Genomic DNA, 21,405 nt, shown 5'->3' on the forward strand with positions numbered 1-21,405 from the left:
ATGAGCCAGGCAGAAGACATCGAATCCGTCGACGAAGGCGGAGTTATCGAAAGCGTGAGCGGTCCGGTCGTGACCGCCGCGGACCTCGACGCCCGGATGAACGACGTCGTCTACGTCGGCGACGAAGGACTGATGGGCGAGGTCATCGAGATCGAAGGGAACCTGACCACGATTCAGGTCTACGAGGAGACCTCCGGGGTCGCTCCGGGCGAACCCGTCGAGAACACGGGCGAACCGCTCAGCGTCGACCTCGGACCGGGGATGCTCAACGCCATCTACGACGGCGTCCAGCGTCCCCTCGACGAGCTCGAGGAGAAGATGGGCTCGGCGTTCCTCGACCGCGGAGTCGACGCGCCCGGTATCGACTTCGAGCGCGAGTGGGAGTTCACCCCCTCCGTCGCCGAGGGCGAGATCGTCGAACCCGGCGACGTCATCGGAAAAGTTCCCGAGACGGCGAGTATCACCCACAAGGTGATGGTACCGCCGAACTACGAGGGCGGCGAGATCACCTCGATCGAGACCGGCGAGTTCACGGTCGACGAAGTGATCGCCGAACTCGACTCCGGCGAGGAAATCACCATGCACCAGGAGTGGCCCGTCCGCCGGGCTCGCCCCTCCGACGAGAAGGAAACCCCGACGGTGCCGCTGGTCTCGGGCCAGCGGATCCTCGACGGCCTGTTCCCGATCGCGAAGGGCGGGACCGCGGCGATTCCCGGTCCGTTCGGCTCCGGGAAGACCGTCACCCAGCACCAGCTCGCGAAGTGGGCCGACGCCGACATCGTCGTCTACGTCGGCTGCGGCGAGCGCGGCAACGAGATGACCGAAGTCATCGAGGACTTCCCCGAACTCGAGGACCCGAAGACGGGCAAGCCGCTGATGTCCCGGACGTGTCTCATCGCGAACACCTCCAACATGCCGGTCGCCGCCCGCGAGTCCTGTATCTACACGGGGATCACCATCGCGGAGTACTTCCGCGACATGGGGTACGACGTCGCGCTGATGGCCGACTCCACCTCCCGGTGGGCCGAGGCCATGCGCGAAATCTCGAGCCGGCTCGAGGAGATGCCCGGCGAGGAGGGGTACCCCGCCTATCTCGCTGCGCGGCTCTCGGAGTTCTACGAGCGCGCCGGCAAGTTCCAGCTGATCAACGGCGACGAGGGATCGATCTCGGTCATCGGCGCCGTCTCCCCGCCCGGCGGGGACTTCTCGGAGCCGGTCACCCAGAACACGCTGCGTATCGTCAAGACGTTCTGGGCGCTCGACGCCGACCTCGCCGAGCGACGCCACTTCCCCTCGATCAACTGGAACGAGTCGTACTCGCTGTACCGCCAGCAGCTCGACCCCTGGTTCCGGGAGAACGTCGCCGAGGACTGGCCCGAGCGACGCCAGTGGGGTATCGACGTGCTCGACGAGGAGGACGAACTCCAGGAGATCGTTCAGCTCGTCGGGAAGGACGCCCTGCCGGAGGACCAGCAGCTGACCCTCGAGGTCGCTCGCTACCTGCGCGAGGCCTGGCTCCAGCAGAACGCGTTCCACGACGTCGACACCTACTGCGACCCGAAGAAGACCTACCGGATGCTCGGCGCGATCAAGACGTTCAACGACGAGGCGTTCGACGCCCTCGAGGCCGGCGTCCCCGTCGAGGAGATCCAAGACGTCGACGCCGCGCCCCGGCTCAACCGGATGGGCGTCGCCGACGACTGGAACGAGTTCATCGACGAGCTCGAATCGGACCTCAGAGAGCAGATCAGAGCACTGTACTAACATGAAAGAGTACCAGACAATCACGGAAATCAGCGGTCCGCTGGTGTTCGCCGAGGTCGACGAACCCGTCGGCTACGACGAGATGGTCGAGATCGAGACGCCGCAGGGCGAGACCCTGCGCGGACAGGTCCTGGAGTCGAGCGACGGACTCGTCTCGATCCAGGTCTTCGAGGGAACGGGCGGGATCGACCGCAACGCCTCCGTCCGATTCCTGGGCGAGACGATGAAGATGCCCGTCACCGAGGATCTGCTCGGGCGGGTGCTGGACGGCTCCGGGAACCCGATCGACGGCGGCCCGGAGATCGTCCCCGACGAGCGCGTCGACATCGTCGGCGAAGCGATCAACCCCTACTCCCGGGAGTATCCCGAGGAGTTCATCCAGACCGGCGTCTCCGCCATCGACGGCATGAACACGCTGGTTCGGGGCCAGAAGCTGCCGATCTTCTCCGGCTCGGGGCTGCCCCACAACGAGCTCGCGCTCCAGATCGCCCGACAGGCGTCGGTGCCCGAAGAGGAGGAGGGCGATAGCGCGGAACAGAGTTCCGCGGACCATTCGAGCGGCGACGAGCCGCGAGAAGACGACGAGGAGGGCTCGGAGTTCGCGGTCATCTTCGGCGCGATGGGGATCACCCAGGAGGAGGCAAACGAGTTCATGCAGGACTTCGAGCGCACGGGCGCCCTCGAGCGCTCGGTCGTCTTCATGAACCTCGCGGACGACCCGGCCGTCGAGCGCCAGGTCACGCCGCGGCTCGTGCTCACCACGGCCGAGTACCTCGCCTTCGAGAAGGGGTACCACGTCCTGGTCATCCTGACCGACATCACGAACTACTGCGAGGCGCTGCGCGAGATCGGTGCGGCACGCGAGGAGGTTCCGGGTCGGCGTGGCTACCCCGGATACATGTACACTGACCTGGCCCAGCTCTACGAGCGCGCCGGTCGTATCGAAGGCCGCGAGGGATCGGTCACGCAGATCCCGATCCTGACGATGCCCGGCGACGACGACACCCACCCGATCCCCGACCTGACCGGTTACATCACCGAGGGCCAGATCGTGATGGACCGGGACCTGAACAGTCAGGGAATCGAACCGCCGGTGAACGTCCTGCCGAGCCTCTCGCGGCTGATGGACGACGGGATCGGCGAGGGCCTGACCCGCGAGGACCACGGCGACGTCTCCGACCAGATGTACGCCGCCTACGCGGAGGGTGAGGACCTGCGCGACCTCGTGAACATCGTCGGTCGCGAGGCCCTGTCCGAGCGCGACAACAAGTTCCTCGACTTCGCCGACCGCTTCGAGACGGAGTTCGTCCAGCAGGGGTACGACACCAACCGCTCGATCGAGGAGACGCTCGATCTCGGCTGGGACCTGCTGTCGATGCTGCCCAAGGAGGCGCTCAACCGGATCGACGAGGACCTCATCGAGGAGTACTACCGCGAAGAGGAAGCCGAGACCGCCGAAGTCGAGGCCTAACGCAGCGAAAGACCGCGAGCCCGCTCGAGGCTCGCGCTTCCGATTTTTCGACGACGCCGTCACGTACAGCGAGCTGACCACCGTTACTGACGGATCCGTTCGACCGTCGGAATCAAAACGAACATAACGATCGTTGCTTGAGGTTGAGTTATGCAGAAGCCACTGCTCGTCACGGAGTTTCTCGATCGCGCGCGAACCCACTACGGCGAGTCGGAGGCCGTCGTCGGCACGGACGGCGAACGGTTCACCTACGACGAACTCGGCGAGCGCGCCGACCGGTTCGCCGCGGCGCTTCAGGACCGGGGTATCGAGAAGGGCGACCGCGTGGCGGTGCTCGACCCCAACACCCACTACCACCTCGCGGCGGCCTACGGCTCGATGCAGATCGGCGCGGTCCACACGCCGCTGAACTACCGGCTCACGCCCGAGGACTTCGCGTACATCCTCGAGGACGCCGGCGTCGACGCCGTCTACGCCGACTACGAGTACGCCGACCGGATCGAGGAGATCCGCGACGAGGTGCCGACGGAGACGTTCATCACGAACGACGTCGGCGCCGTCGAAGGGAGTGAGGCCGCCGAAGGCGGGCGATCCTCGTCGGACTCGTCCGACGGCGGGTGGGAGGACTTCGAGCAGGTGCTCGAGGACGCCACGCCCGAGTACGACCGTCCGGAAATGCACGAGGACGAGATCATCACGATCAACTACACCTCGGGAACGACGGGCGATCCGAAAGGGGTCTGTCGGACCCACCGCGGTGAGACGATCCACGCCTACCTGGTCGCAGTCCACCAGAACCTCACCGACGACGATATCTACCTCTGGACGCTACCGATGTTCCACGTCAACGGCTGGGGGCACATCTACGCCGTCACGGGGATGGGCGCGAAACACGTCTGTACCCGCGGGGTCGACGCCGAGTGGCTCTTCGAGACGATCCGCGAGGAGGACATCTCCTACCTCTGTGGCGCCCCGACAGTGTTGAACATGCTGATCGACTACTACGGGGACAACGAGGTCGAGACGACGGGCGCGAACGATGTCCGGATCGCGACCGCGGGGTCGGCACCGCCGGAGGCGACGCTGCGGACCGTCGAGGACGAGTTCGGCTGGTACCTGAAACACGTCTACGGCGCTACCGAGACCGGGCCGCTGATCACGACCTCGGACGCCCGGCGCCACTTCGACGACGACAGCGATAGCCGGTTTGCGGTCAAGAAACGCCAGGGCCTGGGCTTCATGGGCACCGAGATCCGGGTCGTCGACGAGAACGGTGAGGACGTTTCCCGGGACGGCGAGACGCTCGGCGAGGTCGTCGTTCGCGGAAACCAGGTCATGGAGAAGTACTGGAACAAACCCGAGGAGACCGAGGAGGCTTTCTCGGATCGCGTGGAAGGCTACTACCACACCGGCGACCTCGCGACGATCGACGAGAACGGAATGATCGCGATCCAGGACCGCAAGAAAGACATCATCATCTCCGGCGGGGAGAACATCTCGAGCATCGAACTCGAGGACACCCTCTTCGACCACCCGGAGGTCTCCGACGCTGCCGTCATCCCGTCGCCCAGCGAGCAGTGGGGCGAGACGCCGAAGGCGTTCGTCGTTCCGGAGAGCGGCGATCCGGACGACCCGGGCGTCAGCGAGGACGACCTCGTCGCGTTCACCCGGGAGCACCTCGCGAACTACAAGACCGTCCAGCGGATCGAGTTCGTCGAAGAGCTGCCGACGACCGCGACCGGGAAGGTCCAGAAGTACGAACTCCGCGAGCAGGAGTGGGACGACGAGGAGGGGATGGTCGGCCAGGGATAGTCCGCAATACGCCCGTACGCCCCGTCGACAGGGCCGAGACGGTCGAGACGCCGTCTTCCGCGCCAAGCAAAACTGTAAACAGTTATCCGACTGGGAACGCAATCCCTCCACAAGATGGCCAAGGACGTCAAACCGACCCGCAAGAACCTGATGGAGATCGAAGACCGGATCGAACTCTCCGAGCGCGGGCACGGGACCCTGGAGAAGAAACGGGACGGGCTGATCATGGAGTTCATGGACATCCTGGACAAGGCCCAGGACGTCCGCGGCGACCTCGCAGACGACTACGAGGACGCCCAGAAGAAGATCAACATGGCCCGGGCGATGGAGGGCGACGTCGCGGTTCGGGGCGCCGCCGCGGCCCTGCAGGAACACCCCGAGATCACCACCGAGTCGAAGAACATCATGGGCGTCGTCGTCCCGCAGATCGAGTCCTCGCGAGTCTCGAAGAGCCTCGATCAGCGCGGCTACGGGATCATGGGCACCTCCGCGCGCATCGACGAGGCCGCCGAGGCCTACGAAGATCTCCTTGAAAGCATCATCCTCGCCGCCGAGGTGGAGACGGCGATGAAGAAGATGCTCCGAGAGATCGAAACCACCAAACGCCGCGTCAACGCCCTCGAGTTCACGATTCTGCCCGACCTCTACGAGGGCCAGGAGTACATCGAGCAGAAACTCGAGGAGAAGGAACGCGAGGAGACCTTCCGCCTGAAGAAGATCAAGGACAAGAAAGAGCAGGAGGAAAAGGAGGCACAGCAGGCCAAAGACGACGTCGAGGAGACCGAGGAGGCCGCGACCGGCGACACCGCCGGCACCGAGTCCGAGGAGATGGGGCAGTCGACCGCCGGCGGCGTCCCCGGCGGCGACTGAGCCGCAATGACCTGTTCGGCGTGTGGATCCGACGCGACGATCGCACTCTCCCTTTCTGCCGAGTATCGCGACCACGCGCCGTCGAACGCCGCGGCGATACGCGTCTGCACGCATTGCCTCACGGTCGATCCGATCGGAAGCGACGCTGACCCGACTATCGAACCTGACGACGGTCCCGACTTCTCACGGATCAGCGACGCCCTCCCGACCCGTCCGGAGCGAGCGGTTCCGCTGCTCCTCGCAATCGACCTGTCGTCCTCGCTGGCGACCAACCGCGCCGCGATCGAGTCGCTGCTCGAGGACGTCGAACGCGCCGGCACGGACCCGCTGCTGGCGATCGATCGACTCGTTGCGGATCCGACCCTCGAGCCGGCGGTCGACCTCGAGCGGCGACGCCACCAGTTCGAACAGCTGCTGTACTAGAAGAGCGACCTCGCGGGATTACTTCGCCGTCGGCGTCACGTTGTTGCTGACCGCCTGCTTGACCTGTAGGGCCGCGCTCGCGGCCAGTCCGCGGGCGACCTCGTCGCGTTCGTCGGCCGTGATGAGTTCCTCGGTCGGCTCCTCGAGATCGGGCTGGAAGCCGGCACTGACGGGATGGCCGATCGGGGGCTGGACGGCGACGGTCACCTGAAAGCCGGCCTGGCCGCCCGCGACGTCGGCGTCGACGACGTACTCGTCGGGCAGGAACTCTCGAGTTCGGGCGGCGATCCGCGAGACGTCGCGGCTGAGCGTCCGCCGTTGGGTGGTCGAGAGCTCCGGAACGTCCGCCGCGGCGCGCTGACCAGCACCGGTCTCGCCCGGCAGCCCTGCATACGGCGTATTTCCGTTCATGAGAAGTTGTATCCTGTGTATAGGGGCGATAGGTGAAAAGCGTTCGCCTTCGGGCAGCTCAACAGATCGGCTCGCTCTCGCCGTAGACCGCGAGCGCCAGCGCCGTCGTGTACGTTCCCGCGTCGGCCCGGCTGCTTTCGACGACGACACTCGGTTCGTCGAAGGTCCAGTCGCGAAGGTCCTGGCCCGCCTCGAGCCCTTCCCGGACGCGTCGTTCGACGTCCTCGCGGTCCATCTCGCCCGCGGTCTCGTAGAACAGTCCCGGCCCGCCGTCGACGGACTGGTTCCACGCGAGTGCGGCACTCGCCCGGCCCGGCCCGGCGGTAGTCGCTCGAGCCTCGACGACGGTCAGGCGCTCGCCGACGGGGCCGAGGTCGGGTGCGGTGCCGACGGCCTCGACGGCGGTGTCGGCCGGAATAACGGACGACACCGAGACGAGGTTGTAGTTCTCGACGCCCGCGTCGGCCAGCGCAGCGTCGTAGGAGGCCATCTTCGTGGGTCCCGAACCGGTTCCCCAGACGACTCGGATCATGCTCATGGCCGGGGTAGGGGTCCCGCGGCGTAAGGCGTTGCGATCCGGAGTCGAGACCGGAACGCGGGGATCGAACCCGAACCGTCGCGAGCGGAACGCCTACTGCGGGCGCGAAAGGTCGGTGAGGACGGCAGCGACGAGTGTCGGCAGTCCCGTGACGAATCCGTATCCGACCGCCGACGGAAGCGGATCGCCACCGATCAGCACCGAGCTGGTCGCCTAGCTCGCGCCGATGACGAACGAGAGGGTGACCGCGTGGACGAACGGGCGATCGGCAATTCAGCGGTTCGCTCGCCGGTATCGTCGACGGACGGACTCGAGACGCATACTCGGAATACCGTCCGACGGACACGGCTGACACGTATCTAACGGGTGTCCGATATCCGTCCTCGTCGTTCCCGTCGAACGAAACAGCCGAAACGGCGTCCTTACTGGTAGAAGTAGCCCGCCGACGAGATCACGTCGCTCGAGTCGTCCTCCTCGATCTTCTCCAAGGCGTCGAGGAAGTCCTGCTGGCGGACCTCTTCGCGCTCGTTGCGAATCGCGAACATGCCGGCTTCGGTCGCGAGGCTCTCGATCTCGGCGCCGGAGTAGCCGTCGGTCTCCTCGGCCAGCGCGGCGAAGTCGACCCCGTCGTCGACGTTCATGCCGCGGGTGTGGATCGCGAGGATCTGCTCGCGGCCCTCCTGGTCGGGTTCGGGGACCTCGATGAGCCGATCGAACCGACCGGGACGGAGGATGGCGCGGTCGAGCATGTCGAAGCGGTTGGTGGCGGCGATGATGCGGATATCGCCGCGGGCCTCGAAGCCGTCCATCTCGCTGAGCAGTTGCATCATCGTCCGCTGGACCTCGGCGTCGCCCGACGTCTTCGACTCGGTTCGGGTGGTGGCGACGGCGTCGATCTCGTCGATGAAGATGATGGCGGGTTCGCGCTCGCGGGCCATCTCGAAGAGGTCCCGAACGAGTCGGGAGCCCTCGCCGATGAACTTGCGAACGAGTTCGGAGCCGGCCATCTTGATGAACGTGGCGTCGGTCTCGTGGGCGACGGCCTTCGCGAGCATCGTCTTCCCGGTGCCCGGCGGACCGTGCAAGAGTACGCCGCTCGGGGGATCGATGCCGACCTGCTCGAACAGTTCGGGGTTCGTCAGGGGTTGCTCGACGGCCTCGCGGACCTCCTGAACCTGCTCGTCGATCCCGCCGATGTCGGTGTAGTCGACCTCGGGGCGCTCGGTGATCTCCATCGCCTGCGCGCGGGCGTCGGTCTCGGCCTCGAGGATCGTCTGGATGCCGAAGGAGTCGTTGACGGCGACGCGGTCGCCGGCCTCGACGCGCTCGAGCAGCCGCGGCGAGACGTCGGTCAGGACCTCCTGGTTGTTGCCGTGCTGTTTGACGATGACCTCGTCGTCGATCACGTCCTCGACGGTCGCGATGTACAGCGAGGAACTCTTCAGGGTCTCGTTCTCGCGTTCGACCCGGTTCGCCTTCTCCTGGAGGCGCTGTCTGCGGCCCTCGGCCTCGTCGAGCTGCTCCGTGAGCTGCTCGTTGACGTCGACGAGATCCTCGAAGTGGTCGCGAAGCGCCTCGAGCCGCTCGTCGTCGGGGAGATCGGGGTCGATCTCGCGGTGGGGTCGGTCGGGGATAGACGGGCTTCGAGACATCTGTTATGCCTCGATTAGTTTTCGACGATAAATGTGCCTTTGGGTCGCGGTGGGATTCCGCGACGGATTCCGTCGCTCGAGGGCGGACACGACGCCATCGGGTCAGTCTCGTTACTCGAGTTCGAGTTCGGAGACGGGGTACTCGAACAGCCGCTCGTCGGTTTCGGCGCAGGTGACGGCGATGACGTCGTGGGAGCGACAGCAGGATTCGACGGTCTCCTCGCCCATGACGACCTCGCCCCCGCTCGTCGGACAGGTCTCGAGGAACAGTCGCAGGCTGTTGAGCAACTCGCCTCTCGCCCGCGGATCGTAGGCCGCCCAGTCGTCGTCCCACGACTCGAGGACGCGGGCGGCGGTGACGTCAGCGACGAGGGCCGCTTGCGAGGGCCACTTGCCGAGCAGGCGGCCGTCCCGCCGGAGCGTTCGCGCGTCGTCGCCGTGACCGGCGATCTCGAAGGCACCCTCGTCGGCGTCGAATCCAAGGGCTACCGCGGCGTCGGTCCCCTCGAGCGCGTCGGTATCGATCCGGTCGATCTCGTCGCTCCAGGCGGTCTCGAACGGCTCGGTCAGACAGAGGTCGTCGATCTCCTCGCAGGGTTCGACGACGCCCGCCTCGAGGAAGTAGGTCTCGGGTTCGGGGGGCTGCGGCCGGTCGGCTGTGTCTCCGCTCTCGTCGATCGAGGACTCGGCCCCGGAATCCACATCCAGTTCGTCGGCGTCGCCCTCGAGATCGATCTCCTCCGCACCCCTCTCGTCGGCTCGCGACTCACCCGCGACGAGCCCGCCGCGGATCTCGGGCTCCGATGTCTTGCCGAACAGTCGGAGCACCCGCTCCGGAAGGTACCGCTTGGTCAGTTCGGGTGTTCCGGGGACGAGATACCCCCGGAGGTAGATCGCGGCGGCCGACGCTCCGACGACGGCGGCACCCGCGAGTCTCGACCTGCGCGCGACGGCCGCCCCGATCGCGCCGGCGATGGCGAGGTTGAGAACCGTACACGGCGTACACCGGTTCTCGCCGGTGTACTCCGGTTTCCGGAGGCGCTCGACGATGGTCTCTCGCATTCTCCCGTAGTATCTTCCGGCGATCGTATCGATCTTTCGGTGGCTCCGATCCGCGACGGCGATCGACGGCCGTGATCGACTCCGTTCGGACGACGACCGCGGGGTAACGATTATGTAATTTATCGTAGTTTTTCAGTATGGCTCGCTTCCAGCGCCGCCTCGCACTGCCGCTCGGGGTCGGGATACTCCTCTCGTCGGTCGGGTTTCTCGCGCTCGCCGACCCGTCGGGCTGGCCGTCGATCGTCGGTGCGGTCCTGCTCTGTCTCGCCGGCATCGCGTTCGTGCTCTCGAGCGCGACCGACCGACTCCGGATCGCCGGGCGAACGGTCGGCTGGCAGCAGGCAAACAGCCTCGGGACGATACTGCTCGCGGCCGGCTGGCTGCTCACCGCGGTACCCTCCGCCGACTCGGCACCGCTGTTCGGGACCGCGGCGGGAGTCGACGCGCTGTCGCTCGCCTTCTTCGGCGTCCAGACGCTGATCGACGGCCCGCACGTCGATCTCGAGCGCGAGCCCTCCCGCGGGCGACTCGTCGCCGTGCTGGCGCTGGTGCTCGTCTCCGTCGGACTTGGGGTCGCAGTCGCGATCTGAGCCGTCGGGAGCGGGTGTCCCGCTCGCGACGTCTCGATGACGAACGATTAATCGGCCCCACCTCCGTTCGTCCGAACGTGAACCGGGAACGCCGACGGCCGCTGATCGTCGCCTCGCACGGAGTCGCCGGGATCGCACTGGTCGGCTACGGACTCCTCGCGGGTGAGATCCTCGCCGTCGGCTTCGGGGCGGTACTGGTCGCTATCGGAGTCGCGTATCTTCGGCTCGAGCTCCGGTAGCCGAACCGTCGCGAAACGCGGAAAACGGCGGGTTACGCCAGCAACTCCTCGAGCTGCTCGAGTCGTCGGCCGTAGGTCTCGAGCGCGCGGTCGACGGGCTCGGACGAACTCATGTCGACGCCCGCGATCCGCAGCAACTCGAGGGGGTACTCGCGGGAGCCCCGGCGGAGGAAGTCGAGGTAGTCTTCGGCGGCCTCCTCGCCGTTCTCGTCGATGCCGTCGACGATCGCCAGCGCGGCGGAGATTCCCGTCGAGTACTGGTAGACGTAGAAGGCCCGGTAGAAGTGGGGGATGCGCATCCACTCGCGGGCGATGCGGTCGTCGATCGCCGCCGGCTCGTAGTACCGTTCCTTGAGCCCGCCGTAGATCCCGTCGAGACGGTCGGCGGTCAGCGGCTCACCCTCCTCTTCGAGGCGGTGGGCCTCGTGTTCGAACTCCGCGAACAGCGTCTGGCGGTACAGCGTCGAGCGCACTCGCTCGAGGAACTCGTTCAGGACGTGCTTGCGGAAGTGGGGATCCTCGACGGTCTCGAGCAAGTGATTCGTCAGCAGCGCCTCGTTGACCGTACTCGCGACTTCGGCCACGAAGATCTCGTAGTCGGAGTAGACGTAGGGCTGTTCCTCCTTCGTCAGCTCGGAGTGCATCGAGTGGCCCAGTTCGTGGGCGAGGGTGTACATCGAGGCGATGTCGTCCTGGTAGTTCATCAGGATGAAGGGCTGGGTGTCGTACGTGCCGCCCGAGTAGGCCCCCGCCTGTTTGCCCTCGTTCTCGTAGACGTCGACCCACCGCGACTCCAGACCCTCCGCGACGCGGGACCGGTACTCCTCGCCCAGCGGCTCGAGGGCGTCGACGACGTACTCGGCCGCCTGATCGTACCCGACGTCGGGGCCCTCGTCGGCCGTCAGCGGCATGTACAGATCCCACATCCGCAGCTCGTCGACCTCGAGGGCCTCGCGTTTGAGCTCGGCGTGGCGGTGGAGCTTGTCGAGGTTGTCGTTGACGCTGTCGACGAGGGTGTCGTAAACTTCGACCGGAACGTTCGGGCCGTCGAGAGCGGCCTCGCGGGCCGTGTCGTAGTCGCGGGCCCGGGCCATCTTGACGTCGGCCTTGACGCTGTTCTTGTAGGAGGCCGCGACGGTGTTGCGGACGTCGCTCCACTCGTCGAAGTAGGCCTCGTACACCTCCCGTCGGAACTCGCGGTCGGGTCGCTTGAGCAGGTTCGTGAAGTTGCTCTGGGTGATCTCGACGGGCTCGCCGGAGGGGTCCTCGACCGTCGGGAACGACATATCCGCGTTCGAGAGCATGTTGTACACCTCCCCGGTCGCCCCCGTCACCTCGCTCAGGTCCGCGAGCAGGGCCTCGACCTCCGCCGAGCGCGTGTGGGGTTTCATCCGCAACACGTCGTCGACGTAGTGGTCGTAGGTCTCGAGTTCTGGAACGTCGTCGACCATCGCCTCGAACTCCTCGCGGGTCAGCGCCTGGAGTTCGGGCTCGATGAACGACGCCGCGGACTGGGCGTCGGCCGCAAGCGACTGCGCCCGGGCCGTCATCGCCTGGTACTCCTGGTCGGTCGTGTCCTCGTCGCGTCGCATCCGCGCGTACGAGAAGACAGTCGCGACCTCCCGCATGATCTCGTTGCGAAGCTCGAGCACGGTATGCAGCGTCTCGGCGTCGTCGGTCGCCTCCCCCTCGTAGGCCGCGAGTTCGTCGACGCGCTCGGCGACCGCCTCGTAGGCGTCCTCCCAGTCGTCGTCGGTCGCGTAGATGCTCTCGAGATCCCACGTGTACTCCTCGTCGATCTCGGAGCGCTCCGGAACTGAACTCATGGTCCGGAGTTCGGAACGAAGCTGGTAAAGGGTATCGAAGGGTACGCGGGCTCCCCCGAGGATTTTGCCCGTCGCCTCGAAAGGGGACCGTATGGACGACACGAACGGACCGACGACTCGCGAGCGCGACCCGATACTCGAGCGCGCGCTCGGCCGCGCGTGGGCCGACGATCGCCCCTGGGAGCTGCTGAGCCGACTGACCGCCTTATCCAACCGGATGGGCGGCTCTCCGGGCGAACGACGGGCCGCGGAACTCGTCCGCGACGACCTCGAGGAGGCTGGTGTCGCGGACGTCCGAATCGACGAGTTTCCGATGCAACGCTGGCAGCGGGGGACGACCGAGTTCGCGGTCACCGACGTCGACGACGGTGCAACCGACGCCCCCGCGGGCGAGCGCTCCTTCGAGGCGATCGCCCTGCCGTACTGTCCGCCGGGCGACCTCGAGGGGCCGCTGGTCGACGTCGGCTACGGCACCCCCAAGGAGATCGACGACGTCGACCTCCAGGGTGCGATCGCGGTCGCGAGCACGACGACGCCCTCGGATCGACGGTTCGTCCACCGGATGGAGAAGTTCGGCCACGCGGCCGCAGCCGGTGCCGAGGCCTTCGTCTTCGCCAACCACGTCCCCGGGCAGCTGCCGCCGACGGGCGCGCTGAAGTTCGACGCCGAGGCCGCGATCCCCGGCGTCGGCGTCAGCGCCGAGACCCACGACTGGCTCGTCGAGTACGCCGAGCGGGGCGCTCGAGTCCGCCTGCGGGTCGACGCCTCGACGACGGACGGCACGAGCCGGAACGTCCACGGAACCCTCGGTCCCGAGACCGACGAGGAACTCCTCGTCCTGGCTCACTACGACGCTCACGACATCGCCGAGGGCGCGCTGGACAACGGTTGCGGGATCGCGACCGTCGCGGGGGCGGCCTCGATCCTCGCCGACCTCGAGGACGACCTCGACTGCCGGGTCCGGATCGCCGGCGTCGGCTGCGAGGAGATCGGGCTGCTGGGCGCCGAGGCCCTGGCCGACGACCTCGACCTCGAGTCGGTTCAGGCGGTCGTCAACGTCGACGGCGCCGGCCGCTTCCGGAACCTGAAGGCGCTTTCGCACGCCTCGGAGCCCCTGGCAGACCTCGCCGAGAACGTCGCGGAGTCGTTCGGCCAGCCGGTCGTCCACGACCGGGATCCCCATCCGTTCAGCGACCACTGGCCGTTTCTGCGTGCGGGCGTTCCCTCGCTACAGCTCCACAGTGAGCCGGCCGACGGCGGCGATCGCGGACGGGGCTGGGGTCACACCGCGGCCGACACCCGCGACAAGGTCGAGCCCCGCAACCTGCGCGAACACGCTATGCTGACCGCGCTGCTGGTTCGTGAGCTGACCGGGACCGAGGTCCCGCGGGTGTCGGCCGACGAGCTCCGCGAGCGCTTCGAGGACCAGAACTACGTCCCCGGAATGCGGGCGGCCGAGGTCTGGCCCCCGGCATGGGAGTAGCCGACCCGCTTCGGCGGGCGAGCATATGCAGGCTGTAGCGGTTTGTCCGCAGTTAGCAAAGATCGAAGGAGAATATGACATTCGACCCACCAGTTACGTGTCCGGTCTGCGAGGAGGTTCTGGAGCTGGATCGCGGACTCGAGGACCACCTCATGGGCAAACACACCCAGCGGGAGGTCGTCCACTACGTCGTCTCACAGCAGGACCGCACCGAGCCCGAAGCGCTCGTCAGGTGACGACCCTCGAGCGGATCCGGTCTCACCCTCGCATCTCCGCGTCGACGGCGGTTCGAACGACCTGCGCGACCCCGAGCATCGCGAGAAAGCAGCCCGCGAACGTCAGCGTCCCGAACAGGAACAATCCGATCGCGATCGGACCGCCCTCCGACTGGGCGAACAGCGTCGAGATGACGAACCGATAGCTCAGAGAGGCGAGGACGACGCCCGCGGCGACGTAAATCGACGCGCGCCAGTAGGCGCCGTACTCCTCGGGAGAGAGCTCCATGCTCCGTCGATCGAACGCGGGGATCAAAAACGCTCTCCTGGGTGCGGTCGAGCGGTAGTTATCGGAGGCCGTCACGGAGCTGTCCCGCCACCCGCGAGCCGGTCCGGCGCTCGATCCGTCGCGCGTCGAACACCGCTCGAGCGCTCGCCGCGGCGTCCTCGTCGACCTCGAAGGCGAGATTCGGATAGTCGACGGCGGCGAGCACGAGCGGTTCGGGCGAGGCGGGCGCGATCCCCTCGTGGCCGGGCAGCGGCTCTGGCTCGAGTGCGCGCTTGAGGTCCGCGAGCGAGCGCTCGCCCGTTCCGACCGATTCGGCGAGCGAGACGAGTCGCCGGACGAGTTCGCGGGCGAACCCGCCCGCGGAGACGGTGACGACGAGGTAGTCGCCCTCTCGGCTGGCCTCGAGGGTCGGCGAGCGCTCGGTGTTCGAGCCGTCGGGCGTGAGGTTGTGAAAGTCGTGCGTTCCCGACAGCGCGTCGCAGGCGGCCCGGAAGCGGTCGTCGTCGACGGCGGCTCGAGCCAACGACGTCCCGGACGAACCGTCACGGAGACGGTCCGCGGGCGGCGCGTACAGGTGGTACGTGTACTCACGTCGAGTTGCGTGGTGGGTCGCGTGGAACCCGTCGGGTGCGTCGGCGGCCGCCCACGCCCGAACGTCGGCGGGGAGCTCGCCGTTGAACGCCCGCGGTGTCAGCCACTCCGGGGCCTCGAGGGCGACCGTCTGAGCGAGCGCGGAGACCCCCGCGTCGGTTCGCCCGGCCGCGGCGTAGCCGGCCGGCTTCCTCGCGTCGGGCTCGAGGACGCCCAGGGCGCGCAGGGCGTCGAAGAGCGCGTCCTCGACGGTCGGCACGTCGGGCTGGCGCTGGAAGCCGTAGTAGCCGCTGCCGTCGTAGGCGATCCGGAACGCGCGCATCGATACTCGTACGCAGCGCCTCTGACGTGTTAGAGTCGTCGAACGGAGTCGCGTCAGCCCGTCTCCTCGAGGGCATCGACGAGTCGACACAGCTCGGAGACGGCGGCGTCGACGAGCGCCGCGCCCGTTTCCGCGGTCGCGACGGTCGGATCGCCGATGTTCCCGGTAGGCGTCAGTTCGTCCATGTCTTCGGCCGTGAGCGACCAGCCGACCTTGTTATCGCCGAGGGCGTCGTAGTCCGTAAGCGGCAGCGACTTCGCAGGCGGGTCGACGCGCTCGGCAGCGTCCATGTCGACGAGTTCGGGCAAGAGCTCGAGCATGATGCTGGTCTCGAACTCGGAGGCGTGAAAGGAGACCTCGCCCGTACGGATCTCTTCGGCGACCTCCGCGAACAGTTCGACCAGCGGCGCGTGGAACGCCTCGAGACCGTGCTCGCTTCGGAGGTTCCGAGCGACGATCTCGAGTTCCGGGTCCTGGGCGAGGTAGTGGCCGTTGAGCATGACGACGTTCTCGATCCCCCAGTGACCCGCGGAGGCACAGACGTCGGTCACGTAGCGCTGGAACGTCTCCGAGGAGAGCGTGAACGTGCCGGGTTTGAACGTGTGATGGGGGCTGACGCCGTACCAGATCGGCGGCGCCAGCAGGGCGGGGCTGCGCTCGGCGACGCGCTCGCCGATCGCCTCGGGCATGTAGACGTCGACGCCGAGGGGCAGGTGGTGGCCGTGCTGTTCGGTCGTGCCGACCGGGAGCAGGAGCGTCGTCGTTCGCTCGAGGGCCGTCTCGATCTCCCGCCAGGTCATCTCGGCGACGCGGTAGAGGTCGTCGGTCGCAGCCGGATCGGTGGTCATACGCGAAGTTCGAAGTGGGGCAACTAAACCCGTTCGGACGGTGAAGCCGCTACGATGAGCCGGACCGCTCGGGAACGTCGGGTCGCTGACGCTGAACGGCGACACCTCCCAGCAGCAGCGTCCCGCCGACGACGACCGCGAGAATCGTCGCGGGAACGCCGAACGGATCGCCAAGGGCCTCCCAGCCGACGCCGATGATCGTACCGGCGACCATCGCCGCCAGTGTCGCCGTCCCCGGGACTCCCCGGAGGTAGAGGGCTCCGTATATCGGGACGAGGAACGCACTCGTAAGCAGGATCGCGCGGAACTCGTAGATCGCGATGAGCGTTCCCGGCGGATCGACGGCGATCGCGGTCGCGGTGATCCCGAAGCCGATCGTTGCGAGCCTTGAGATACGCATGAGCCGCTGGTCAGACGCGTCGGGGTCGAAGTAGTCGTAGATGTCTCGTGCAGTCGTCACGCCCGTTGAGTGGAGATAGGTGTCGGTCGTCGAGAGGATCGCGCTGAGCACGGCAAGCACGATGATCGTGCCGATCGTCGTCGGAAGATACTCGGTGATCAACACCGGGAACGCCAGATCCGGATTGTCGACCGCGAGGCCGGCATCGACCAGCGCGACGGTCGTACCCGCCCCAACGACGACGAGAAGCACGTAAAAAACAGCGAGTACGAACGACGAGGCTGCGAGCGTCGCCTTCGCCGTCCGAACGTTTCTGGTCGCGTTGATGAGGATAATCTGGTTCTGGGAGGTAAACGTCGTTCCGAAGAAGGCAATGAGCGACGCACTCAGTCCGAACAGCGTGTACGTTCCATCACCCAGCGGGGCGACGTTCGTCGAGTCGACTGCGGCGAACTGGGTGTTGATCGCCCCCAGGCTACCCAGGTCGACGAGGAAGTACGCGAAGACGACGGCGACGGTGGTGACCATGATCGAGGCCTGAATCAGATCGGTGTAGGCGACGCTGACGAGGCCGCCGAGTACCGTATAAAGAATAAAGACGCCGCCGATTACCCAGACCATATATCGGTACGGAACTCCAGTGATCGTCGTTACGAGGAGGCTCGCACCGACAAGTTGCATGATCAGGTAGGCCCAGGCGTTCCCGAGGAGGACGGTCGCGGTGATCGGGCGAGACCACTCGGCGCCCGTGATGTCGGCAATTATATCCGGGAGTGTGATGTGATCGAGTTCACGGACTCGGCCGACGACGAAGTACAGCCCCGCCGTCCCGAGGACGAGTCCGAAGACGATCCCCGTTAGTACGGAGTAGCCGTCGCCGTAGATCGCCCCGATGAACCCGATCACGCTCACGGCGCTGACGAACTGGGCGACGTACGTCGCCGTGGCTAGCCCCGGCCCCAACTCCTTCCCGTACACCCAGAAGTCGTCGATCGTCTCCGTTCGCAGATACGCCCAGGCGCCGATCGCGAGGACGATCAGCAGGTAGACGAGAAACGTTCCCAAGTAGAACGGGTTCGCGTCCGACAGGACCATCAGGATCCCCCCTGGGGCGTTCGTTCGATCAGCAGAAAGTGGAGCCCGGGGACGACCCCGGCGAGAAACGTCAGCACGAACACGAGCAGCATCTCAGGCGGTAATCCGATCATTACTCTGTGGTTCGCATAGCGGGCTCACGAGTACATATACGTCGGCCGCACCAATTCTCACCGCAATCCGCGAGCGCCCAACTCAAACGCAACCGGATCGAACGAGCGCCCGCGACCGATTACCCGTGTACGTCGTAAGAATACGAACGTGTATCTCAGACCACGATACGGCCGGTCGGGGAACGGCTACCGGTCTCGTTCGTCGCCCAATTGCGGGTGGATCTCCTCCCAGTCGCTCGGTCGAACCGGTCCCTCGAGCAGCGGGTCGTCCGTCTCGAGCATCCACCCGATGAGGTCGTCCCGGAGGCGATCCCTGACGTCCGCGTGGTCGGGATCCTCGGCGAGGTTCTCCCGCTCGTGGGGGTCGGCCTCGAGGTCGTACAGCTCGACGTACGGTCGCTGTTCGCAGTAGTACTCCTCGCGGACCTCGCTGCCGGCGGCGCTCTCGTAGATATCCTTCGTCAGATAGACTCCGGGGAGGTGCCAGAAGTTCCGGACGTACTTGTACCGCTCCGTCCGAACGGCCCGGATCGGGTTGTACCGATCGTGCCAGGTCATCCCCGCAAAGACCCGTTCCCGGGGCTCGTACTCCCCGTATTCGCCCCGAGCGAGACGATCGTGGAAGCTCCGCCCGGCGACGTTCGCCGGGACCTCGATGCCGGCGAACTCGAGCAGCGTCGAGAAGACGTCGACGTTGCTGACGAGGTCGTCGACGACGTCCGGCCCGAACCCGTCGGGGTAGCGCATCGCCAGCGCGGCGCCGATGCCGGCGTCGTAACAGCACCCCTTCGCCCGGGGGAACGCCAGCCCGTGTTCGGTCGTGAAGACGACGAGGGTGTCCTCGGCGAGACCCGCCGCCTCGAGGGCGTCGAGCACCGCCCCGACGCCGTCGTCGAGCGCCTCGAGCATCCCCTGGGCCTCGGCGATGTCGCTACGGATCCCCGGCCGGTCGGGGAGAAACGGCAACGGTTCGACGCGCTCCGGGTCGGGCGTCTCGTAGCGGTCGGCCTCGAAGCCGAACCCGTCTTCCTCCTCGACCCGGTGGAGTTCGAAGAAGCCGACCGAGGCGAAGAAGGGGGCGTCGTGCTCGCCCGCCGAGAGCACCGACGCGACGTCCTCGCCGACCTCGCGGGCGCGGGCGGTCTCGTGGACCGACGGCGGCGTGTTCACCCGCAGCGGCTCCTCGACGTGTTCGCGGTCGTAGCCGAGCCGATCGGGATACTCGGTGACGTGCTGGAGGCCGAACCGGTGGGTCTCGTAGCCGGCCTCGCCTAGCAGCTGCGGGAGCAGGCGTTCGTCGGGACCGATCTCCCAGTCGCCGTGAGCGAGCCCCAGCATCCCGTTCTGATGGGGGTGGCGTCCGGTCATCAGGCTCGAGCGACTCGGCGAACACTGGGGTGCCGTCACGAAGTGGCGGTCGAAGCGGACTCCCTCGTCGGCGAGGCCGTCGATCCGCGGCGTGTCGACGGCCGCGCCGTAGCAGCCGAGGTACCGCCCCAGGTCGTGGCAGTGCATCAAGACGATGTTCGGCGGGGCCATCGCTCCGGCGTACGTAACCGGAGCGAGTAAGTATTGGGCCGGCGACGGCCTGATCGGTCGCCGATGGAGACGGTCACTCGACCCGATCCGAATCCCTGAATCCCCTGCATTAGCCGGGTCTGGCGCCTTCCCGTCGAGAGGCGGAGGTGACGTAGCCATGAGCGAACCCAACGAGCGTGACGGAGAGTCACACACGAACGTCCGGAACGTCGTTCTCGTCGTTCTCGACACCGCTCGAGCGAAAAGCGTCGGGCCGGAGACGGCGCCCGCGCTGTCCTCGCTCGCCGCGGAGGGGACGACCTTCGAGAACGCGTTCGCGACCGCGCCGTGGACGCTGCCCTCACACGCCTCGATGTTCACCGGCTGCTACCCGTCCGAACACGGCGCCCACGGCGGGCACACGTTCCTCGACGAGAATCTCCGGACGCTGGCGGAGGCCTTCTCGGCGGGCGGGTACGAGACGGTCGGCGTCTCCAACAACACCTGGATCACCGAGGAGTTCGGCTTCGACCGCGGGTTCGACGACCTGCGGAAGGGCTGGCAGTACATCCAGTCCGACACCGACATGGGCGCCGTCGTCCGGGGCGAGGACGTCCGCGAGAAGTTGCAGGCGACCCGCGACCGGCTGTTCGAGGGCAACCCGCTCGTCAACGCGGCGAACGTCCTCTACAGCGAGGTGTTTCAGCCGACGGGCGACGACGGCGCCTCGCGATCGGCCGACTGGATCGGCGACTGGCTCGAGGGGCGGGGCGACGACCCCTTCTTCCTGTTCTGTAATTTCATCGAACCTCACGTCGAGTACGACCCGCCGCGGGAGTACGCCGAGCGCTTTCTCCCCGAGGGGGCGAGCTACGAGGAGGCCACGGCGATCCGACAGGACCCTCGGGCCTACGACTGCGAGGACTACGACCTCACCGAACGGGAGTTTCGGCTCCTGCGCGGGCTCTACCGGGCCGAAGTCGCCTACGTCGACGACCAGCTTGCGCGACTACGGGCGTCCCTGGAGGCGGCCGGCGAGTGGGAGGACACCCTGTTCGTCGTCTGTGGCGACCACGGCGAGCACATCGGCGAGCACGGCTTCTTCGGCCACCAGTACAACCTCTACGACACCCTGATCAACGTTCCGCTGGTCTGCCACGGCGGTCCCTTCACCGGCGGCGGCAAACGGCGGGAGCTGGTCCAGCTGCTCGACCTCCCCGCGACGCTGCTCGAGACGGTCGGGATCGACGACTCGGAACTGCTCGAGCAGGGCCACGGGCGGTCGTTCCACCCCGAGGGCGACGACGAGCGACGGGACGCCGTCTTCGCGGAGTACGCCGCGCCCCAGCCCTCGATCGACCGCCTCGAGGCACGGTTCGACGAGATTCCCGACCGCGTGCGGGCGTTCGATCGCCGGCTCCGGGCGATCCGTACCCGCGACGAGAAGTACGTCCGCGGCGACGACGGCTTCGAGCGTTACCACGACCTCGAGGGCGATCCCGACGAGCGAACCGACCTCGCGGCCGACCGTCCCGACCGGGTGCGGGAACTTCGAGGGCGACTCGAGGAGCGGTTCGACTCGCTCGAGGCGGCCGAGGCGGGCGGGGAGGTCGAGATGCAGGCCGGAACCAAGGAGCGGCTGGCGGATCTCGGCTACCTGTAGCCCGCTGCGTACGAACGGGGCCTGTGCTGAACGCATCCTTCGTCGTTGATCGACTGCTGACTTGTGAAACGTTCGTGCTTTGTATTCGGTACGATTCCTGCAATGGATCACCGACGAAGGGGTTCCGGGGCCAATCGGCAGTAACTGAGTTGCTCACGGCCGAAGCCGCAGGTGTTCTTCTGGTTTCCAGAAAAAAGAGCCGGAGTTAGC

General features: G+C 66.8%; 20 protein-coding genes. 10 read left to right on the forward strand and 10 right to left on the reverse strand.

From position 1 onward, the window contains the following. The 5 genes from ACNA7R_RS01535 (at nucleotide 1) to ACNA7R_RS01555 (ending at nucleotide 6,340) form a co-directional block, all read left to right on the forward strand. Nucleotides 1–1,764: an ATP synthase subunit A gene (locus ACNA7R_RS01535; RefSeq protein WP_416281766.1), complete on the forward strand. Its 1,764-nt coding sequence runs from the start codon at nucleotides 1–3 to the stop codon at nucleotides 1,762–1,764. Nucleotide 1,765: 1 nt separating this feature from the next. Beyond that, nucleotides 1,766–3,235, forward strand: coding sequence for a V-type ATP synthase subunit B (locus ACNA7R_RS01540; RefSeq protein ID WP_416281767.1), 1,470 nt, complete (start codon nucleotides 1,766–1,768; stop codon nucleotides 3,233–3,235). A gap of 150 nt (nucleotides 3,236–3,385) precedes the next feature. Next, the gene (locus ACNA7R_RS01545; protein ID WP_416281768.1) at nucleotides 3,386–5,047 is read left to right on the forward strand and encodes a long-chain-fatty-acid--CoA ligase; all 1,662 of its coding nucleotides are present in this window, start codon (nucleotides 3,386–3,388) and stop codon (nucleotides 5,045–5,047) included. Nucleotides 5,048–5,161: 114 nt separating this feature from the next. Next, on the forward strand, nucleotides 5,162–5,917 hold the full coding sequence (locus ACNA7R_RS01550; RefSeq protein ID WP_416281769.1) for a V-type ATP synthase subunit D: 756 nt from the start codon (nucleotides 5,162–5,164) through the stop codon (nucleotides 5,915–5,917). Nucleotides 5,918–5,923: 6 nt separating this feature from the next. Next, nucleotides 5,924–6,340: a DUF6276 family protein gene (locus tag ACNA7R_RS01555; RefSeq protein ID WP_416281770.1), complete on the forward strand. Its 417-nt coding sequence runs from the start codon at nucleotides 5,924–5,926 to the stop codon at nucleotides 6,338–6,340. 18 nt (nucleotides 6,341–6,358) lie between these two features. Here ACNA7R_RS01555 and ACNA7R_RS01560 read toward each other — a convergent pair whose 3' ends face one another. From ACNA7R_RS01560 to ACNA7R_RS01575, 4 genes are all read right to left on the reverse strand, one after another. Continuing rightward, nucleotides 6,359–6,751 (reverse strand): DUF5811 family protein, encoded by a 393-nt coding sequence (locus tag ACNA7R_RS01560; protein ID WP_416281771.1) that lies wholly within the window; start codon nucleotides 6,749–6,751, stop codon nucleotides 6,359–6,361. Nucleotides 6,752–6,809: 58 nt separating this feature from the next. Continuing rightward, the gene (locus ACNA7R_RS01565; protein WP_416281772.1) at nucleotides 6,810–7,289 is read right to left on the reverse strand and encodes a pyruvoyl-dependent arginine decarboxylase; all 480 of its coding nucleotides are present in this window, start codon (nucleotides 7,287–7,289) and stop codon (nucleotides 6,810–6,812) included. Between the two features lie 422 nt (nucleotides 7,290–7,711). Next, on the reverse strand, nucleotides 7,712–8,941 hold the full coding sequence (gene pan2, locus ACNA7R_RS01570) for a proteasome-activating nucleotidase Pan2 (RefSeq protein WP_416281773.1): 1,230 nt from the start codon (nucleotides 8,939–8,941) through the stop codon (nucleotides 7,712–7,714). Nucleotides 8,942–9,052: 111 nt separating this feature from the next. Continuing rightward, nucleotides 9,053–10,003: a hypothetical protein gene (locus ACNA7R_RS01575; RefSeq protein ID WP_416281774.1), complete on the reverse strand. Its 951-nt coding sequence runs from the start codon at nucleotides 10,001–10,003 to the stop codon at nucleotides 9,053–9,055. 137 nt (nucleotides 10,004–10,140) lie between these two features. Between ACNA7R_RS01575 and ACNA7R_RS01580 the strand changes: the two genes are divergently transcribed. Beyond that, the gene (locus ACNA7R_RS01580) at nucleotides 10,141–10,593 is read left to right on the forward strand and encodes a hypothetical protein (protein WP_416281775.1); all 453 of its coding nucleotides are present in this window, start codon (nucleotides 10,141–10,143) and stop codon (nucleotides 10,591–10,593) included. A gap of 77 nt (nucleotides 10,594–10,670) precedes the next feature. Further along, nucleotides 10,671–10,832 carry a hypothetical protein gene (locus ACNA7R_RS01585; RefSeq protein ID WP_416281776.1) on the forward strand — a complete coding sequence of 54 codons (162 nt, stop codon included), beginning with the start codon at nucleotides 10,671–10,673 and terminating at the stop codon, nucleotides 10,830–10,832. Nucleotides 10,833–10,864: 32 nt separating this feature from the next. Here ACNA7R_RS01585 and pepF read toward each other — a convergent pair whose 3' ends face one another. Further along, the gene (gene pepF / locus ACNA7R_RS01590) at nucleotides 10,865–12,658 is read right to left on the reverse strand and encodes an oligoendopeptidase F (protein WP_416281777.1); all 1,794 of its coding nucleotides are present in this window, start codon (nucleotides 12,656–12,658) and stop codon (nucleotides 10,865–10,867) included. Nucleotides 12,659–12,749: 91 nt separating this feature from the next. On the opposite strand from pepF, the gene ACNA7R_RS01595 reads away from it, so the two are divergent. Together ACNA7R_RS01595 and ACNA7R_RS01600 are read left to right on the forward strand one after the other, a co-directional pair. Beyond that, complete coding sequence (locus ACNA7R_RS01595) at nucleotides 12,750–14,141, forward strand: M28 family peptidase (RefSeq protein WP_416281778.1); 1,392 nt, start codon at nucleotides 12,750–12,752, stop codon at nucleotides 14,139–14,141. A 74-nt stretch (nucleotides 14,142–14,215) separates the two neighbouring features. Next, nucleotides 14,216–14,377: a hypothetical protein gene (locus ACNA7R_RS01600; protein WP_416281779.1), complete on the forward strand. Its 162-nt coding sequence runs from the start codon at nucleotides 14,216–14,218 to the stop codon at nucleotides 14,375–14,377. Nucleotides 14,378–14,399: 22 nt separating this feature from the next. Here ACNA7R_RS01600 and ACNA7R_RS01605 read toward each other — a convergent pair whose 3' ends face one another. The 5 genes from ACNA7R_RS01605 to ACNA7R_RS01625 all read right to left on the reverse strand — a co-directional run bounded on the left by ACNA7R_RS01605 (nucleotide 14,400) and on the right by ACNA7R_RS01625 (nucleotide 19,553). Beyond that, complete coding sequence (locus ACNA7R_RS01605) at nucleotides 14,400–14,645, reverse strand: hypothetical protein (protein WP_416281780.1); 246 nt, start codon at nucleotides 14,643–14,645, stop codon at nucleotides 14,400–14,402. A 58-nt stretch (nucleotides 14,646–14,703) separates the two neighbouring features. Next, nucleotides 14,704–15,558 (reverse strand): tRNA pseudouridine(38-40) synthase TruA, encoded by an 855-nt coding sequence (gene truA / locus ACNA7R_RS01610; RefSeq protein WP_416281781.1) that lies wholly within the window; start codon nucleotides 15,556–15,558, stop codon nucleotides 14,704–14,706. 53 nt (nucleotides 15,559–15,611) lie between these two features. Continuing rightward, nucleotides 15,612–16,406 carry a creatininase family protein gene (locus ACNA7R_RS01615; protein WP_416281782.1) on the reverse strand — a complete coding sequence of 265 codons (795 nt, stop codon included), beginning with the start codon at nucleotides 16,404–16,406 and terminating at the stop codon, nucleotides 15,612–15,614. A 49-nt stretch (nucleotides 16,407–16,455) separates the two neighbouring features. Next, nucleotides 16,456–17,901, reverse strand: a complete 1,446-nt coding sequence (locus tag ACNA7R_RS01620; RefSeq protein WP_416281783.1) for a sodium:solute symporter family protein — start codon at nucleotides 17,899–17,901, stop codon at nucleotides 16,456–16,458. Nucleotides 17,902–18,200: 299 nt separating this feature from the next. Then, complete coding sequence (locus ACNA7R_RS01625; protein ID WP_416281784.1) at nucleotides 18,201–19,553, reverse strand: sulfatase; 1,353 nt, start codon at nucleotides 19,551–19,553, stop codon at nucleotides 18,201–18,203. A gap of 157 nt (nucleotides 19,554–19,710) precedes the next feature. On the opposite strand from ACNA7R_RS01625, the gene ACNA7R_RS01630 reads away from it, so the two are divergent. Further along, nucleotides 19,711–21,195, forward strand: a complete 1,485-nt coding sequence (locus ACNA7R_RS01630; RefSeq protein WP_416281785.1) for a sulfatase — start codon at nucleotides 19,711–19,713, stop codon at nucleotides 21,193–21,195. Nucleotides 21,196–21,405 lie beyond the last annotated feature (210 nt).

Origin of the sequence: Natronococcus sp. (assembly GCF_047921035.1) — an archaeon.
Taxonomy (GTDB): Archaea; Halobacteriota; Halobacteria; order Halobacteriales; family Natrialbaceae; genus Natronococcus.

Bases quoted from the DNA above. Each gene is read 5' to 3' on its own strand.
- ACNA7R_RS01620 (WP_416281783.1), bottom strand. From the start codon at position 17,901: ATGGTCCTGTCGGACGCGAACCCGTTCTACTTGGGAACGTTTCTCGTC.
- ACNA7R_RS01540 (WP_416281767.1), top strand. From the start codon at position 1,766: ATGAAAGAGTACCAGACAATCACGGAAATCAGCGGTCCGCTGGTGTTC.
- ACNA7R_RS01595 (WP_416281778.1), top strand. From the start codon at position 12,750: ATGGACGACACGAACGGACCGACGACTCGCGAGCGCGACCCGATACTC.
- ACNA7R_RS01545 (WP_416281768.1), top strand. From the start codon at position 3,386: ATGCAGAAGCCACTGCTCGTCACGGAGTTTCTCGATCGCGCGCGAACC.
- truA (WP_416281781.1), bottom strand. From the start codon at position 15,558: ATGCGCGCGTTCCGGATCGCCTACGACGGCAGCGGCTACTACGGCTTC.
- pan2 (WP_416281773.1), bottom strand. From the start codon at position 8,941: ATGTCTCGAAGCCCGTCTATCCCCGACCGACCCCACCGCGAGATCGAC.
- ACNA7R_RS01630 (WP_416281785.1), top strand. From the start codon at position 19,711: ATGAGCGAACCCAACGAGCGTGACGGAGAGTCACACACGAACGTCCGG.
- ACNA7R_RS01615 (WP_416281782.1), bottom strand. From the start codon at position 16,406: ATGACCACCGATCCGGCTGCGACCGACGACCTCTACCGCGTCGCCGAG.
- ACNA7R_RS01600 (WP_416281779.1), top strand. From the start codon at position 14,216: ATGACATTCGACCCACCAGTTACGTGTCCGGTCTGCGAGGAGGTTCTG.
- ACNA7R_RS01550 (WP_416281769.1), top strand. From the start codon at position 5,162: ATGGCCAAGGACGTCAAACCGACCCGCAAGAACCTGATGGAGATCGAA.
- ACNA7R_RS01555 (WP_416281770.1), top strand. From the start codon at position 5,924: ATGACCTGTTCGGCGTGTGGATCCGACGCGACGATCGCACTCTCCCTT.
- ACNA7R_RS01565 (WP_416281772.1), bottom strand. From the start codon at position 7,289: ATGAGCATGATCCGAGTCGTCTGGGGAACCGGTTCGGGACCCACGAAG.
- ACNA7R_RS01535 (WP_416281766.1), top strand. From the start codon at position 1: ATGAGCCAGGCAGAAGACATCGAATCCGTCGACGAAGGCGGAGTTATC.
- ACNA7R_RS01580 (WP_416281775.1), top strand. From the start codon at position 10,141: ATGGCTCGCTTCCAGCGCCGCCTCGCACTGCCGCTCGGGGTCGGGATA.
- ACNA7R_RS01605 (WP_416281780.1), bottom strand. From the start codon at position 14,645: ATGGAGCTCTCTCCCGAGGAGTACGGCGCCTACTGGCGCGCGTCGATT.
- pepF (WP_416281777.1), bottom strand. From the start codon at position 12,658: ATGAGTTCAGTTCCGGAGCGCTCCGAGATCGACGAGGAGTACACGTGG.
- ACNA7R_RS01575 (WP_416281774.1), bottom strand. From the start codon at position 10,003: ATGCGAGAGACCATCGTCGAGCGCCTCCGGAAACCGGAGTACACCGGC.
- ACNA7R_RS01560 (WP_416281771.1), bottom strand. From the start codon at position 6,751: ATGAACGGAAATACGCCGTATGCAGGGCTGCCGGGCGAGACCGGTGCT.
- ACNA7R_RS01625 (WP_416281784.1), bottom strand. From the start codon at position 19,553: ATGGCCCCGCCGAACATCGTCTTGATGCACTGCCACGACCTGGGGCGG.